Annotated in this window: 12 protein-coding genes; 2 read left to right on the forward strand and 10 right to left on the reverse strand. The window is 72.9% G+C overall.

What is annotated here, in order from left to right:
• Positions 1 to 7: 7 nt before the first annotated feature.
• Positions 8 to 1,048 carry a stage II sporulation protein M gene (locus JQX11_RS29645; RefSeq protein ID WP_204928228.1) on the reverse strand — a complete coding sequence of 347 codons (1,041 nt, stop codon included), beginning with the start codon at positions 1,046 to 1,048 and terminating at the stop codon, positions 8 to 10.
• A 41-nt stretch (positions 1,049 to 1,089) separates the two neighbouring features.
• Between JQX11_RS29645 and JQX11_RS29650 the strand changes: the two genes are divergently transcribed.
• Positions 1,090 to 2,079 carry an RDD family protein gene (locus JQX11_RS29650; protein WP_307826423.1) on the forward strand — a complete coding sequence of 330 codons (990 nt, stop codon included), beginning with the start codon at positions 1,090 to 1,092 and terminating at the stop codon, positions 2,077 to 2,079.
• Between the two features lie 12 nt (positions 2,080 to 2,091).
• Here the strand turns inward: JQX11_RS29650 and efeB are convergent, their stop codons facing one another.
• The 3 genes from efeB to efeU are packed head-to-tail and all read right to left on the reverse strand — an operon-like array spanning position 2,092 to position 5,615.
• Positions 2,092 to 3,393 carry an iron uptake transporter deferrochelatase/peroxidase subunit gene (gene efeB / locus JQX11_RS29655; protein ID WP_204928229.1) on the reverse strand — a complete coding sequence of 434 codons (1,302 nt, stop codon included), beginning with the start codon at positions 3,391 to 3,393 and terminating at the stop codon, positions 2,092 to 2,094.
• Between the two features lie 52 nt (positions 3,394 to 3,445).
• The gene (gene efeO / locus JQX11_RS29660) at positions 3,446 to 4,579 is read right to left on the reverse strand and encodes an iron uptake system protein EfeO (RefSeq protein ID WP_204928230.1); all 1,134 of its coding nucleotides are present in this window, start codon (positions 4,577 to 4,579) and stop codon (positions 3,446 to 3,448) included.
• A gap of 31 nt (positions 4,580 to 4,610) precedes the next feature.
• Positions 4,611 to 5,615: an iron uptake transporter permease EfeU gene (gene efeU / locus JQX11_RS29665; RefSeq protein ID WP_307826424.1), complete on the reverse strand. Its 1,005-nt coding sequence runs from the start codon at positions 5,613 to 5,615 to the stop codon at positions 4,611 to 4,613.
• Positions 5,616 to 5,914: 299 nt separating this feature from the next.
• On the opposite strand from efeU, the gene JQX11_RS29670 reads away from it, so the two are divergent.
• Positions 5,915 to 6,073, forward strand: coding sequence for a hypothetical protein (locus JQX11_RS29670; RefSeq protein ID WP_204928231.1), 159 nt, complete (start codon positions 5,915 to 5,917; stop codon positions 6,071 to 6,073).
• Between the two features lie 110 nt (positions 6,074 to 6,183).
• On the opposite strand, the gene ahcY is transcribed toward JQX11_RS29670, so the two are convergent.
• The 6 genes from ahcY to JQX11_RS29700 form a co-directional block, all read right to left on the reverse strand.
• A complete protein-coding gene (gene ahcY / locus JQX11_RS29675; protein ID WP_204928232.1) occupies positions 6,184 to 7,671 on the reverse strand; it encodes an adenosylhomocysteinase in 1,488 nt (495 codons plus the stop codon).
• A 287-nt stretch (positions 7,672 to 7,958) separates the two neighbouring features.
• Positions 7,959 to 9,194: a mannose-6-phosphate isomerase, class I gene (gene manA, locus JQX11_RS29680; protein WP_204928233.1), complete on the reverse strand. Its 1,236-nt coding sequence runs from the start codon at positions 9,192 to 9,194 to the stop codon at positions 7,959 to 7,961.
• A 2-nt stretch (positions 9,195 to 9,196) separates the two neighbouring features.
• Complete coding sequence (locus JQX11_RS29685) at positions 9,197 to 10,204, reverse strand: cation diffusion facilitator family transporter (protein WP_204928234.1); 1,008 nt, start codon at positions 10,202 to 10,204, stop codon at positions 9,197 to 9,199.
• On the reverse strand, positions 10,201 to 11,397 hold the full coding sequence (locus JQX11_RS29690) for an SIS domain-containing protein (protein WP_204928235.1): 1,197 nt from the start codon (positions 11,395 to 11,397) through the stop codon (positions 10,201 to 10,203). Before JQX11_RS29690 ends, JQX11_RS29685 begins: the two co-directional genes overlap by 4 nt.
• Positions 11,394 to 11,579, reverse strand: a complete 186-nt coding sequence (locus JQX11_RS29695; RefSeq protein WP_088642951.1) for a Trm112 family protein — start codon at positions 11,577 to 11,579, stop codon at positions 11,394 to 11,396. The genes JQX11_RS29690 and JQX11_RS29695 overlap by 4 nt, the downstream gene beginning before the upstream one ends.
• Before the next feature lie 63 nt (positions 11,580 to 11,642).
• Complete coding sequence (locus JQX11_RS29700; protein ID WP_204928236.1) at positions 11,643 to 13,025, reverse strand: phosphomannomutase/phosphoglucomutase; 1,383 nt, start codon at positions 13,023 to 13,025, stop codon at positions 11,643 to 11,645.
• Positions 13,026 to 13,072: the final 47 nt, after the last annotated feature.

Consider the following 13,072-nt stretch of genomic DNA (forward strand, 5'->3'; position numbering starts at 1 on the left):
TGCCAGGTCAGCGGGGTGGCCGGGAGGTGGGATGCCAGGCGCGGGCCGGGTCGGTGCTGGGCCAGAGTTCGGCCAGCCACGGGTCGACCCGTTCGGCAGGGGCCCGTTCGGCGGCGACCGCCCGCCGGCCGAGCAGCACCACGTAGGCGAAGAAGCCCAGCCAGACGGCCGCGCCGACGCCGACCCGCAGCGCCACCGGCACCGGCGCCGGGGTGACGAACGCCTCCAGTAGCGCGGAGACCGCGAACAGCCCGACCAGGCCCACCGCCACCAGGATCGCCGACCGGCCCGCCTCGGCGACCGACCGGCCCCGGCCCAGGTGCTCCGGCGGCGAGATCCACGCCCAGGCGGTACGCAGCCCGACCCCGGCGGCGACGAAGACCCCGGTCAGCTCCAGCAGCCCGTGCGGGGTGATCAGTCCGAAGAAGACGTCGGAGCGGCCGTAGGAGACCATCACGCCGCCCACCACCCCGATGTTCAGCGCGTTCTGCCACAGCAGGTAGAGCACCGGCACGACGAGCACCCCGGCGGCGAGGCACTGGGCGGCGATCCAGGCGTTGTGGGTCCACAGGTGGAAGGCGAAGGTCGGGGCGGAGAACTCGGTGTAGTAGCCGGCGAAGCCGGAGTCGACGAGGTCGGCGGCGGCGTCCGGGCCGATGAACGCGGCGGCGGTGCCCGGGTTGCCGGCGACGTACCAGATGAGGAAGCCGCTGAGCAGGCTGAACCCGGTCGCCACCGCGCACCACCACGGCCAGGCCCGGTAGACCGCGGCGGGGAACCCGACGGTGAGGAACCGCCCGAGGGCCGACCAGGAGGCCCGCTGCCGGCCGGTGATCCGGGCCCGTGCCCGCAGCACGAGCTGGGAGAGTCGGCTGGCCAGGGCCGGGTCGGGTGCCCGGCTGCGCAGCGCCGACAGGTGGGTGGCGGTGCGCTGGTAGAGGACGATCATCTCGTCGATCTCGTCGACGTCGAGACGGCGACGGTCGCAGAGCAGCTCCAGCCGTCGCCACTCGTGGCCGTGCTCGGCGACGTACGCGTCGAGATCCACTGGTCCTCCCCCGTCCCGCGACCATAGTGTTCACTGTCCGGGTGAGCGCGCAACCACCGGTGCCGGCCGGCACCGTCCCGACCGGCGTCGACCCGGCGGGGCACTGGGCGGACGCGGGTCTGGTCAGCGGCGAGGCCGTCGCGCTGGACGTCCGGGCGGCACGGCTCGGCTCCCGGGTGCTGGCGCTGCTGATCGACATCGTCGGTCAATTGTTCTGCGCGGCGTTGCTGGCCCTGACGTTGACCCCGCTGGTGCTGATCGTGCTCCCCGACCAGGTGGTGGACCGGGCCCTCACCGGCGCGTTGGAGACCCTCGGCCTGGTGCTGGTGGTGGTCGGCTACCCGGTGCTGTGGGAGCGCCTCAACCACGGCCGGACGCCCGGCAAGCTCGCCGTGGGGCTGCGGGTGGTCAGCGCCGACGGCGGCCCGGTGCAGTGGCGTCAGTCGCTGACCCGGGCGCTGGTCGGCGCGGCCGTGGAGTGGCCTGGGCTGGTGCTGCCGCTGCTGAGCTGGGTGGCCGGGGCGACGGTGATGCTGACCGACCCGCGTGGCCGACGGCTGGGTGACCTGGTGGCCGGCACGATGGTCGTGCACACCCGCACCACGCACCCCTGGCGGCCGGCCCCGGCGATCGTCGCGCCGCTGGTCGGCTGGGCCACCACCCTGGACCTGACCCGGCTGGACGACGCGCTGGCCCTGGCGGTACGGCAGTACCTGACCCGGGGGCAGCAGATCGTCGAGCCGTACCGCAGCCGGCTGGCCCGGGAGTTGTGGCGCGAGGTGGCGGCGGTGACCGCACCGACGCCGCCGCCCGGCGTGCCGGAGCCGTTGCTGTTGGCGGCGGTGCTGGCCGAACGCAACAGGCGCGGCTCGCTGCGGCTGCGCCACCAGCGGGCGCTCACCGCCGCCCTCTGGCCCGACCCGGCCACCCCCGCCGTCGTCGCGCCGGCCGCCGCCGACCCACCGGCCCCGGCCGGGGTACGACCGGCCGTGCCGGTGCCCCGGTCGGCGTCGCCGGACCACCCGGCCTGACCGGTACGCCGCTCAGCCGAACAGGGTGCGGCCCCACCAGTCGGCGGCGTCGCGGACCCCGGGCGGGCAGGCGAACAGCCCGCTGGAGACGTGCCGCAGGTACTCGTTCATCGCGTCGTTGCGGGCCAGCCGGGTCTGGATCGGCACGAACTGCCGGCGCGGGTCCCGCTGGTAGGCCATGAAGAACAGCCCGGCGTCGAGCCGGCCCAGCCCGTCCGACCCGTCGACGTAGTTGTAGCCCCGGCGCAGCAGCCGGGCACCGTCGTTCTGCGTGGGGTGGGCGAGGCGCACGTGCGAGTCCACGGCGATCACCGGCTGGCCGTCGTCGCCCTTCGCGGCGAAGTCCGGCTCGTCGAACTCGTCGCGGCGGCCCAGCGGCGCGCCGCTGCCCTTGGTCCGGCCGACGATCTGCTCCTGCTCAACCAGCGAGCTGCGGTCCCAGGTCTCGATCTGCATCCGGATCTTGCGGGTGACCAGGTAGGACCCGCCGGTCATCCAGTCCGCGCCGTCGTCGGGCTGGGCCCAGAGCTGCTCGCGCAGCAGGCCGGCGTCCTCGGCCTTGAGGTTGGCGGTGCCGTCCTTGAAGCCGAAGAGGTTACGCGGGGTCGCCTGGTCCCGCGACGTCGACGAGGTACGCCCGAAGCCGAGCTGCGACCAGCGGACGCTGACCACGCCCATCCCGATCCGGGCCAGGTTACGGATGGCGTGCACGGCCACCTGCGGGTCGTTGGCGCACGCCTGCACGCACAGGTCGCCGCCGGAGATCTCCGGGCGCAGGGCGTCCCCGGCGAAGTGCGGCAGGTCGGCCAGCGCGGCGGGGCGGCGGCCGGCGATGCCGAACCGGTCCCGGCCCTGCGCGTCGCGGAACAGCGTCGCGCCGAAGCCGACGGTCAGGGTGAGCTGCGACGGGGGCAGGCCCAGCGCCTCGCCGGTGTCGTCCGGCGGGGCCTCCGGCATGCCGCCGACGGCACCGATCACCCCGGCGTCCTTTCCGCCGGTCATCCGGGCGGCGGCTGCCGTCCACTCCTGGAGCATCGCGACCAGCCGGTCCCGGTCCTTGGTGATCACGTCGAAGGCGACGAAGTGCAGCCGGTCCTGCGCCGGGGTGGTGATCCCGGCCTGGTGTTCACCGTGGAACGGCACCGCACCGGCGGCCCCGTCGTACGCGGCGGCCCGGTCGCCGTCGCGGGTCAGCGCGCCCGCTCCGGCGGCCACCCCGGCCACCCCGGCGACCCCGACCCCGGCGAGGGTGATCGCCCGCCGCCGGGACAGCCGGCGGCGTCCCCGGCCGGCGGTGCTGCTCTGCTCGCTCATCGACTCTCCTGGGAGGGACCGGCCGCCGTACGACGGCCGTGCTGACCCGTCGTCACCGGGCGACGGCGGCGGCGACCTTGCTGACCGGCTCGGCGAGGGCGTTGATGCTGTCCGACAGCTCCTTGAGGTCGGTCTTGCTCAGCTGGTTGTGCAGCTTCCAGCCGTCGCCGTCGCGGTGCTTGCCGAGCGCCGCCTCCACGTTGGCGAACTCCTTGTCGAGCTGGGCGACCAGCTCGGGGGCGCGCTGCTCCAGCGCCGGCCGCAGTGCGGCGACGGCGGCCTTGGAGCCCTCCAGGTTGGCGTTGAAGTCCCAGAGGTCGGTGTGCGAGTACCGCTCCTCCTCGCCGGTGATCTTGCCGCTGGCCACCTCGTCGAGCAGGGCCTTGGCACCGTTGGCGAGCTGGAGCGGGGTGAGCTTCTCGGCGTTGGCCCGGGTCACGATCTCCTTGACGTCGGCCAGCAGCCGGTCGGCGATCGGGCCGTCCTTACTGATGTCCCCGGTGGTCCAGAGGTCCTTCTCGATCCGGTGGAAGCCGGTGAACTCCATGCCCTCCTCGATGACCTCCTCCCGACCGTCGATCTTCGGGTCGAGGTCGCCGAAGCTCTCCGCGACCGGCTCGATCCGCTCCCAGTAGGTGCGGGCCACCGGGTACAGGGCCTTGGCCTTCGGCACGTCGCCGGCCTTGACGGCGGTGACGAACTCCTCGGTCTTGGTCAGCAGGGCGGCGGTCTGGCTGGTCACGTACCGCTGGTAGCTGGCGGTGGCCTCGGTCAGCGCGGCGTCCGGGGCCACGGTCGCGGCGGTGCCGCTGACCTTCAGCGCGCCCCGGATGCCCCGGCCGCTCATCCCGGGCTTGCAGGCCGTCTCGTACGTCCCCGCCGGCAGCTCCACCCGCAGTTCCCGGCTCAGCCCCGGGGCGATGTTCTCCACCTCGCCCATCACCCGGTCACCGGCGGCGTAGACGTAGAACTCGTTGACCTTGCTGCCGGAGTTGGTCACGGTGAAGGTGGCCTGGCCGGCGTCCAGTTCGGTGACGTCGACCTCGCACACGCTGTCGGTGGCCTTCACCTTGACCGTGTTGCCGGCGCCGGCGTCCCGCTGGTCGTCCTTGCCACCGCAGGCGGTGACACCGGTGACGGCGAGTGCGCCGACGGCGGCGAGCACCAGGAAACGGGTGGTACGCATCGTTGCTTGTCTCCTTGCAGAGGGCGGTGGATCAGGCGCGCCGCGACCCGGCCGGCTGCGCGGTGGCGGGGCCGTCCTGCGCGGCGGTGGCGTCGCCGTCGACGGCGGTGGCCTTCGGGCCGTCGACGGCGGTGGACGTGGTGCCGTCGGTGCCGGCGGCCTTGGGGTCAGCGGCGGTGGTCGTGGGGCCGTCGGCCGCGGTGGGGGCCGGGGCAGGCTTCGCCGGGGCGGCCGGTCGGCGCAGGAACAGCACCAGCACCGGTACGGCGTACGCGACCCAGGCGAGCATCTCCAGCACGCTCGGCGCGGCGGTGACGTTGAACATCCCGGCCAGCAGGGCGGCGTACCAGGTGTTCGGATCGAGCACGCCGGTGATGTCGAAGGCCAGGTCGTTCAGGCCGGGCAGCACCCCGGCCTCCTGGAAGTCGTGCACCCCGTACTTGAGGATGCCGGCGGCGACCAGGATCAGCAGCGCGCCCGTCCAGGTGAAGAACGTGGACAGGTTGATCCGCACGGCGCTGCGGTAGAGCAGGAAGCCGATCCCGACGGCGGTGGCGATGCCGCCGATCAGGGCCAGCAGCGGCCCGGAGCCGGTGCCGCCGGTCGCGCTCTGCGCCGCCGAGTAGAAGATCAGCGCGGTCTCCAGGCCCTCCCGGACCACCGCGAGGAAGGCCATCCCGGCCACCGCGAGCGAACCGACCGCGAGTGCCTCGCTCAGCTTGCCGCGCAGCTCACCGGCGATGGTCCGGGCGGCCCGACGCATCCAGAAGATCATCCAGGTCACGAAGACCACGGCGGCGACGGAGGTGACGGCCTCGAACAGCTCCCGGTCCTCGGAGCGGGCCAGCAGCGAGGTCGAGGTGTACTCGATCAGCCAGCCGAACAGGACCGAGAGCGCCACGGCGAGCCCGACGCCGGCCCACACCTGCGGCAGCCGGTCCCGGCGCTGCGACTTGACCAGGAAGGCCACCAGGATGCTGACGACGAGCGTCGCCTCCAGGCCCTCCCGCAGGCCGATCAGGTACGTGGCGAACATCGGTGCTCCGTGTCGTGGTAAGGCTTGCCTCAGGCAACTTAGGGCAGCCATACCTTCCTCCTGATCGGGGCTTCCGTCAAGTCGTTCCTGACAGCTTCACCCTGGTCGGAAGGGTCGGCCGGACCCGTCGCCAGGGGGTGCCGACCCGCCGCCCGACGTGGCAGGATGCGGCATACCCCCAGGACAGGACGCCCCGTGGACGACGCGCCCCGCAGCCCCACCCTCCGCCCCGCGGACACCCCCGCACCAGGGACTTCCGGCCCGTGTGCGCTACACCACCGTCGGTCGGGCGGGCACCGGTGAGGGGCTTCGGCCCGTGGCTGGCCGTCCTCGCGCTGGTGATCGTCCTCAACGCCCTGCGGCTGCGCCCGCTGGCCGTGGCCGTCTCCCTGGCCTGGCTCGCCTGGTGCGTGTGGACCTGGGTCCGCCCGACCCGCCGCGGCCCCGGCCCGTCCTGACCCGGCCGCCCCGGCTCCGGCTGCCCTGATCCCGCCGGCTCCGGCCCGACCCGCAGACGCAGGAGGGGGTCGGCCACGTCGTGGCCGACCCCCTCCTGCGTACGGGTTGCTCAGTAGCGGTAGTGCTCCGGCTTGAACGGACCCTCGGGCGAGACGCCGAGGTAGGCGGCCTGCTCCTTGGTCAGCTCGGTCAGCCGGGCGCCGAGCGCGTCCAGGTGCAGCCGCGCCACCTTCTCGTCCAGGTGCTTGGGCAGCACGTAGACGCCGACCGGGTACTCGTCGGTCTTGGTGTACAGCTCGATCTGGGCGATCGTCTGGTTGGCGAACGAGTTCGACATCACGAAGCTCGGGTGGCCGGTGGCGTTGCCCAGGTTCAGCAGGCGGCCCTCGGAGAGCACGATGATCGCGTGGCCGTCGTCGAAGCGCCACACGTCGACCTGCGGCTTGATGTTCTCCCGGGTGACGTCCGAACGCTTCGCCAGGCCGGCCATGTCGATCTCGTTGTCGAAGTGGCCGATGTTGCCGACGATGGCCTGGTGCTTCATCCGGGCCATGTGCTCGTTGGTGATGACGTCGAAGCAGCCGGTGGCGGTGATGAAGATGTCGGCCTGCTCGACCACGTCCTCCAGGGTGGCGACCTGGTAGCCGTCCATCGCCGCCTGGAGCGCGCAGATCGGGTCGACCTCGGTCACCACGACCCGGGCGCCCTGGCCGCGCAGCGACTCGGCGCAGCCCTTGCCCACGTCGCCGTAGCCGAGGACGACGGCCATCTTGCCGCCGATCAGCACGTCGGTGGCCCGGTTGATGCCGTCGATCAGCGAGTGCCGGCAGCCGTACTTGTTGTCGAACTTGCTCTTGGTCACCGAGTCGTTGACGTTGATGGCCGGGAAGAGCAGGGTGCCGGCCCGGTGCATCTCGTAGAGCCGGTGGACGCCGGTGGTGGTCTCCTCGGTGACGCCCTTGATGCCGGCGGCGATCCGGGTCCAGCGCTGGTTGTCCTCGGCGAGGCTGCGGTGCAGCACCTGGAGGATGACCGCGTACTCCTCGGAGTCGGCGGTCTCGACCGCCGGGACCGTACCGGCCTTCTCGAACTCGACGCCCTTGTGCACCAGCAGGGTGGCGTCACCGCCGTCGTCGAGGATCATGTTCGGGCCCTGCCCGTCCGGCCAGGCGAGCACCTGCTCGGTGCACCACCAGTACTCCTCGAGGCTCTCGCCCTTCCAGGCGTAGACCGGGACGCCGGAGGGCGCCTCCGGGGTGCCCTCGGGGCCGACCACGATCGCCGCGGCGGCGTGGTCCTGGGTGGAGAAGATGTTGCAGGACGCCCAGCGGACCTGCGCGCCGAGGGCGACCAGCGTCTCGATCAGGACGGCGGTCTGGATGGTCATGTGCAGCGAACCGGTGATCCGGGCGCCGGCGAGGGGCTGGGCGTCGGCGAATTCGCGGCGGATCGCCATCAGGCCGGGCATCTCGTGCTCGGCGAGGCGGATCTCCTTGCGCCCGAACTCGGCGAGCGACAGATCCGCCACCTTGTAGTCGCCCTCGGCGAGGGTGCTCGGCCGGGCGTCGCTGGATGACGCCGGGAGGGTGCTGGTCATGAAGGCTCCTGTCGAACGATGGCTGCGCGACCATCCACCTTACGCCCGCCTCCTCGCGGCGCACTGTGGGCCGCCTCGAGACAGCGCACGGGGCGGTCGGCATGGGACGAAACCTCGTCCACCTGCCGGCCGCCCCGTGCATCCCCCCGGTTTGGTTACCCCCGCGCGCCGCCGGACCTTCATCGCGACAACGCTGCGTACTCATGAGATTACCGTGAGACACGGATCAGTCAAGCAATTCGGGAAAGTCGGACTTGCGGCGTGGCGCAGGTCGCTGCGCGGTGCCGTCAGCCGCCGCACGTGGCGACGAACGCCGTGCCCGTACCGGACAGCACCAGCGCCGCACCCGCCGCCGTGCCCACGGCGGCCTGCCCCGGGCCGAGCATCACCGCCCCCTGGCCGTCGTCCACCCCGACCTTGCCCTGGTGGCAGAACACCACCCGGGGGCCGGGCAGCGGCAGCCGGACCTCCGGCCCGGCCGCGTCCACCGTCACCCGGTGCAGCGCGAAGTCGTCCACCGGCACCGGCCAGCAGACCACCCCGGGCGTCACCGGCCGGGCGACGAGGACCGGCTCGTCCAGCACCTCGAACCGCAGCACCCGCAGCAACTCGTCGACGTCCACGTGCTTCGGGGTCAGCCCGCCGCGCAGCACGTTGTCACTGGCCGCCATGATCTCCACACCGGTGCCGCTCAGGTAGGCGTGCAGGTTGCCGGCCGGCATCCAGATCGCCTCCCCCGGCGTCAGCCGCACGTGGTGCAGCAGCAGCGCCACCAGCACCCCCGGATCGGCCGGGTAGCGGGTCGCCAGGTCCCGGGCCAGCTCCGCGTCCGGCCCGCCGGCGTCCGCCGTGCGCACCGCCTCGACCAGCCCGGCACGGTCGGCGTCCGGCCAGCTCAGCAGCGCGCGTACGGCCTCCCGCAGCCCCGCCGGCCCGGCCCGCAGCGCGGCCACCACCGGCGACAATTCCGGTACGCCGAACCCGGCCAACGCCGTCGCCGACAGCTGCGGATCCCGGAACCCGCAGAGCGCGTCGAACGGCGTCAACGCGACAAGCAACTCCGGCTTGTGGTATGGGTCGACGTAGTTGCGCGGCCCCCGCGCACGCTCCGCCACCCCGTCGACCCACCCGTCACCGGCCTGCCCTGCCCCGGCCTGCCCGGCACCTGCCCACTCGACGTCAGCCTGCTCGGCGGCGTAGCCGGCGCGGGCCTGCTCGGCGTCGGGGTGGGCCTGCAGGCTCAACGGGGCGTCCGCGGCGAGCACCTTCAACAGGAACGGCAGCCGGGTGCCGAACCGGCCGACCACCTCCGTGCCGAGCCAGTGGTCCGGCTCGGCGACCAGCAGGTCGGTCAGGTTCACCCGCGCACCGTCCCGGTCGACCGTGGCCGGGCTGCCCGGATGGGCGCCCAGCCACAGTTCCGCCTCCGGGCCGTCGGTCGGCGCCGGTCGCCCCTGCAGCTCGGCGAGCGCCGAGCGGGACCCCCAGGCGTAGTCGCGGATCGACCCGTGCAGCAGTTCCACGGTCAGCCTCCGGCCCGCCCGGCCACCTCACTCGACCCAGCCGACGCCGGTGCCGCGGCGGTCGGCGCGGCCGTGCCGGTGCCCGCCCGCTCGGCGGCGACGCTGTAGATGTCCGGCTCCAGATAGATCACCCGGGCGATCGGCACGGCCGCCCGGATCCGCGCCTCGACCGCGTTGATGCCCCGGGCCAGCTCCTCGGCGCTCTCGCACGGCGGGACGCCGATCTTCGCGGCCACCATCAGCTCCTCCGGCCCGAGGTAGAGCGTCTTCATGTGGATGATCCGCTCGACCTCGGGACCGTCAGTGACGGCCCGCTCGATCGTCGCCAGGTCACCGGGGTCGGCACCCTCGCCGAGCAGCAGGCTCTTCGTCTCGATCGCCAGCACGACCGCGATGATCACCAACAGCACGCCGATCATCGCGGTGCCCGCGGCGTCCCACATGCCGTTGCCGGTGATCAGGGTCATCCCCACACCGACCAGCGCGAGCACCAGGCCGACCAGCGCGCCGAAGTCCTCCAGCAGCACCACCGGAAGCTCCGGTGCCTTGGCCCGACGGATGAAGTTCACCCAGGACTGGCTGCCCCGGGTGTGGTTCGACTCCTTGATCGCCGTACGGAAGGAGAAGCCCTCCATCACGATCGCGGCCAGCAGCACCGTCACCGGCACCCACTGCCACGCGGTGATCGGGTGCGGGTCGGCCGCCTTGTGCCACGCCTCGTACAGCGCGAACAGGCCACCGAGGCTGAACAGCACGATCGACACGATGAACGCGTAGATGTAGCGCTCCCGGCCGTACCCGAAGGGGTGCTGCGGGGTGGCCGCCCGCTTGGCCCGCTTGCCACCGAGCAGCAGCAGCGCCTGGTTGCCCGAGTCGGCCACCGAGTGGATCGACTCCGCCAGCATCGACGACGAACTGGTCAGCAGGAACGCGATGAACTTGGTGATGGCGATACCGATGTTCGCCAGCAGAGCGGCGATGATCGCCTTTGTACCGCCGTTCGCGCTCACTGGTTCGACAGCTCCTTCATCTCGGTGACGGCCGGAACGGCCATCGGGTCCAGCCCATGGGCCAGGGCCAGATAGATCGACGCGAAGTCGGGCACCGCGACGAGGGAGGCGAGCCGTTCCAGCGCGGAGCCGCCCTCGGCGGTGACCACGTCGCAGCGCACCCCGCGCCGCTCGGCGAGGGTCTGCACCGCGTCGGCACGACGCTCCTCGACGGCCAGCGGCTCGTCGGTGTCGTCGTCGGCGTTGAGGCCACCGTCACGCAGCAGCACCAGCCGCAGCCGGGTCGGATCGGGCTCGACCTCGTCGGGGTCGGCGAAGATGTCCCGCGTCGACTCCACCAGACCACCGAAGACGCCGTCGAGCAGGCCGACCCGGCCCCGACCGGCCTCACCCAGCGCCCCGGCGACCACCGGATAGCGGGCGTTGGCCGACAACGTGTCACCGAAACGGCGGGCCGCCACGGTGGCCAGCGGGGACGAACCCCAGACGATCGGGATCGACCCGGCCAGCCCGAGGGCCAGCGACTTCGCCGGGTTGACGAAGGACTCGGCGGTCGACCGGCACCGGTCGGCGTCGGCGTCCAGCCGGGCCGCCGTCTCGGCCAGATCCGCCTCGTTGACCTTCACCAGGCCGAGCGTACGGGCGGCGAGCAGAACCGGCACGGTGAGCGCCCAGAGGCTGGCGCGGGCCGGGGCACGACGGGGCACCGGGATGAACGGCGCACGGGCCCGTTCGGCCACCGACTGCAACTGCGAGTCGGGCGCGCCCACCGCCACCAGCCGGGCACCCCGACGGTGCGCGGCCTCGGCGGCACCCAACGCCTCCGGGCTACGGCCGGACGCGCTGACCGCGATCACCACGTCGGCCGCGCCGACCCAGCCGGGCACCCCGGCACTGCGGTGCGGGATCACCGGCACCGGGCAGCGCGGCCCGGCGACCGTGGCCAGCACGTCCCCGGTACGCCCGGCGGTGCCGATGCCGGCGATGACGACCGCACGCGGGCGGCCCTCGTCCTCCAGCAGCGCCAGGTTGGCCTCGGCGGCCAGCGCGGCGGACTCCCGCACCTGGGCCCCGGCCGAGGCGGTGAAGCGCAGCATGCCGCCCGGATCATGGGCGGCGACCGCGTCCGGGTCGTCCAGGATCGACTCGTCGGCCACCCGCCGGCCGCTGACGCCGGCCGTTCCGTCCATCACCGCTGCGCCTCCGGCCCGCCACGAGCCTCGTCCAGCAGCAGCACCGGCACGTCGTCGCGCACCTCGAAGATGCGACCGCACTGCGTGCAGGTGAGGGTCTGGGCCTGAGCGTCGTAGTCCAGCGGTGCGTGGTGTGTGTCCGGGCAGGCGAGGATTTCGAGCAACTGCGGGTCCAGGGCCACGGCGCGGCTCCTTCCACGTGTGTGGTCTGTGCCGGTCGGCGGTGCCGACCGGCGGAGGGGATCTTATCGGCGAACCCGCTCCAGCACCTCGTCGCGCAGCGAGGTCATCCGCTGCTCGGTCGGACCTTCGACATTGAGCCGCAGCAGCGGCTCGGTGTTGGACGCGCGCAGGTTGAACCACGCGCCGTCGGGGAACCGCAGGGTGAGCCCGTCCAACTCGTCGGCCTCCGCCTGCGGGTACGCCGCCCGCACCGCCGCGACCCGGGCTTCCTGGTCGGTGACCGTGGAGTTGATCTCGCCGGAGGCGACGTACCGCTCGTAGACGCTGGCCAGCAGGGACAGCGGCTGGGACTGCTCACCGAGGGCGGCCAGGGTGTGCATGGCGGCGAGCATGCCGGTGTCGGCGAACCAGAAGTCCCGGAAGTAGTAGTGCGCCGAGTGCTCCCCGCCGAAGATCGCGTTGGTCCGGGCCATCTCGGCCTTGATGAAGGAGTGCCCCACCCGGGCCACCACCGGCACGCCCCCGTGCTCGCGGATGATCTCCGGTACGGCCCGGGAGGTGATCAGGTTGTGGATCACCGTGGACCCCGGGTGCTTGGCCAGCTCGCGGGCGGCGACCAGGGCGGTGATCGCCGACGGGGAGACCGGCTCGCCCCGCTCGTCGATCACGAAGCACCGGTCGGCGTCGCCGTCGAAGGCCAGGCCGAGGTCGGCGGAGTGGGTCACCACGGCCCGCTGGAGGTCGACCAGGTTCCTCGGGTCGAGCGGGTTGGCCTCGTGGTTGGGGAAGGTGCCGTCCAGCTCGAAGTAGAGCGGCACGATCTCCAGCGGCAGGGCCGGCAACGCCGCGTCGCCGAGCACGCTCGGCACCGTGTAGCCGCCCATCCCGTTGCCGGCGTCCACCACCACCTTGAGCGGACGGATGGTCGACAGGTCGACCAGTTTGCGCAGGTGGGCCGCGTAGTCGGGGAGCAGGTCACGCCGGTCGACGGGGGCGGGCGACGCGGCGGCCGGCCGGGTGCCGGCGTCCAGCAGCGCCTGGGCGCGGGCCCGGATGTCGGCCAGGCCGCTGTCCTGGCCGATCGGGCGGGCCCCGGAGCGGCACATCTTGATGCCGTTGTACTGCGCCGGGTTGTGACTGGCGGTGAACATCGCCCCGGGCAGGCCGAGCGCGCCGGAGGCGTAGTAGAGCATGTCGGTGGAGGCGAGCCCCAACTCGATCACGGCCCGCCCCTCGGCCCGCACGCCGTCGGCGAAGGCGGCGGCCAGCCCCGGGCCGGTGGCCCGCATGTCGTGCGCGATCAGCACGGCACCGTCCGGCTCGCCGGCCTCGTCGAGCACCCGGGTGAGGGCGGCACCGAGGGCTTCGGCGACCCGCTCGTCCCACTGGTCGGGCACCGTCCCACGGACGTCGTACGCCTTCACGATCTGGGACAGGTCAGACACCGGTTTCAGCTCCTCGACAGGGGTCGTCAACGACCCTGAGCGTATCG

Source organism: Micromonospora humida, from assembly GCF_016901255.1.
GTDB lineage: Bacteria > Actinomycetota > Actinomycetes > Mycobacteriales > Micromonosporaceae > Micromonospora > Micromonospora wenchangensis.

What these genes read in the sequence shown, in the direction of transcription:
- efeB (WP_204928229.1), bottom strand. Translation starts at nt 3,393, where the DNA reads ATGAGCGAGCAGAGCAGCACCGCCGGCCGGGGACGCCGCCGGCTGTCC.
- efeU (WP_307826424.1), bottom strand. Translation starts at nt 5,615, where the DNA reads ATGTTCGCCACGTACCTGATCGGCCTGCGGGAGGGCCTGGAGGCGACG.
- ahcY (WP_204928232.1), bottom strand. Translation starts at nt 7,671, where the DNA reads ATGACCAGCACCCTCCCGGCGTCATCCAGCGACGCCCGGCCGAGCACC.
- efeO (WP_204928230.1), bottom strand. Translation starts at nt 4,579, where the DNA reads ATGCGTACCACCCGTTTCCTGGTGCTCGCCGCCGTCGGCGCACTCGCC.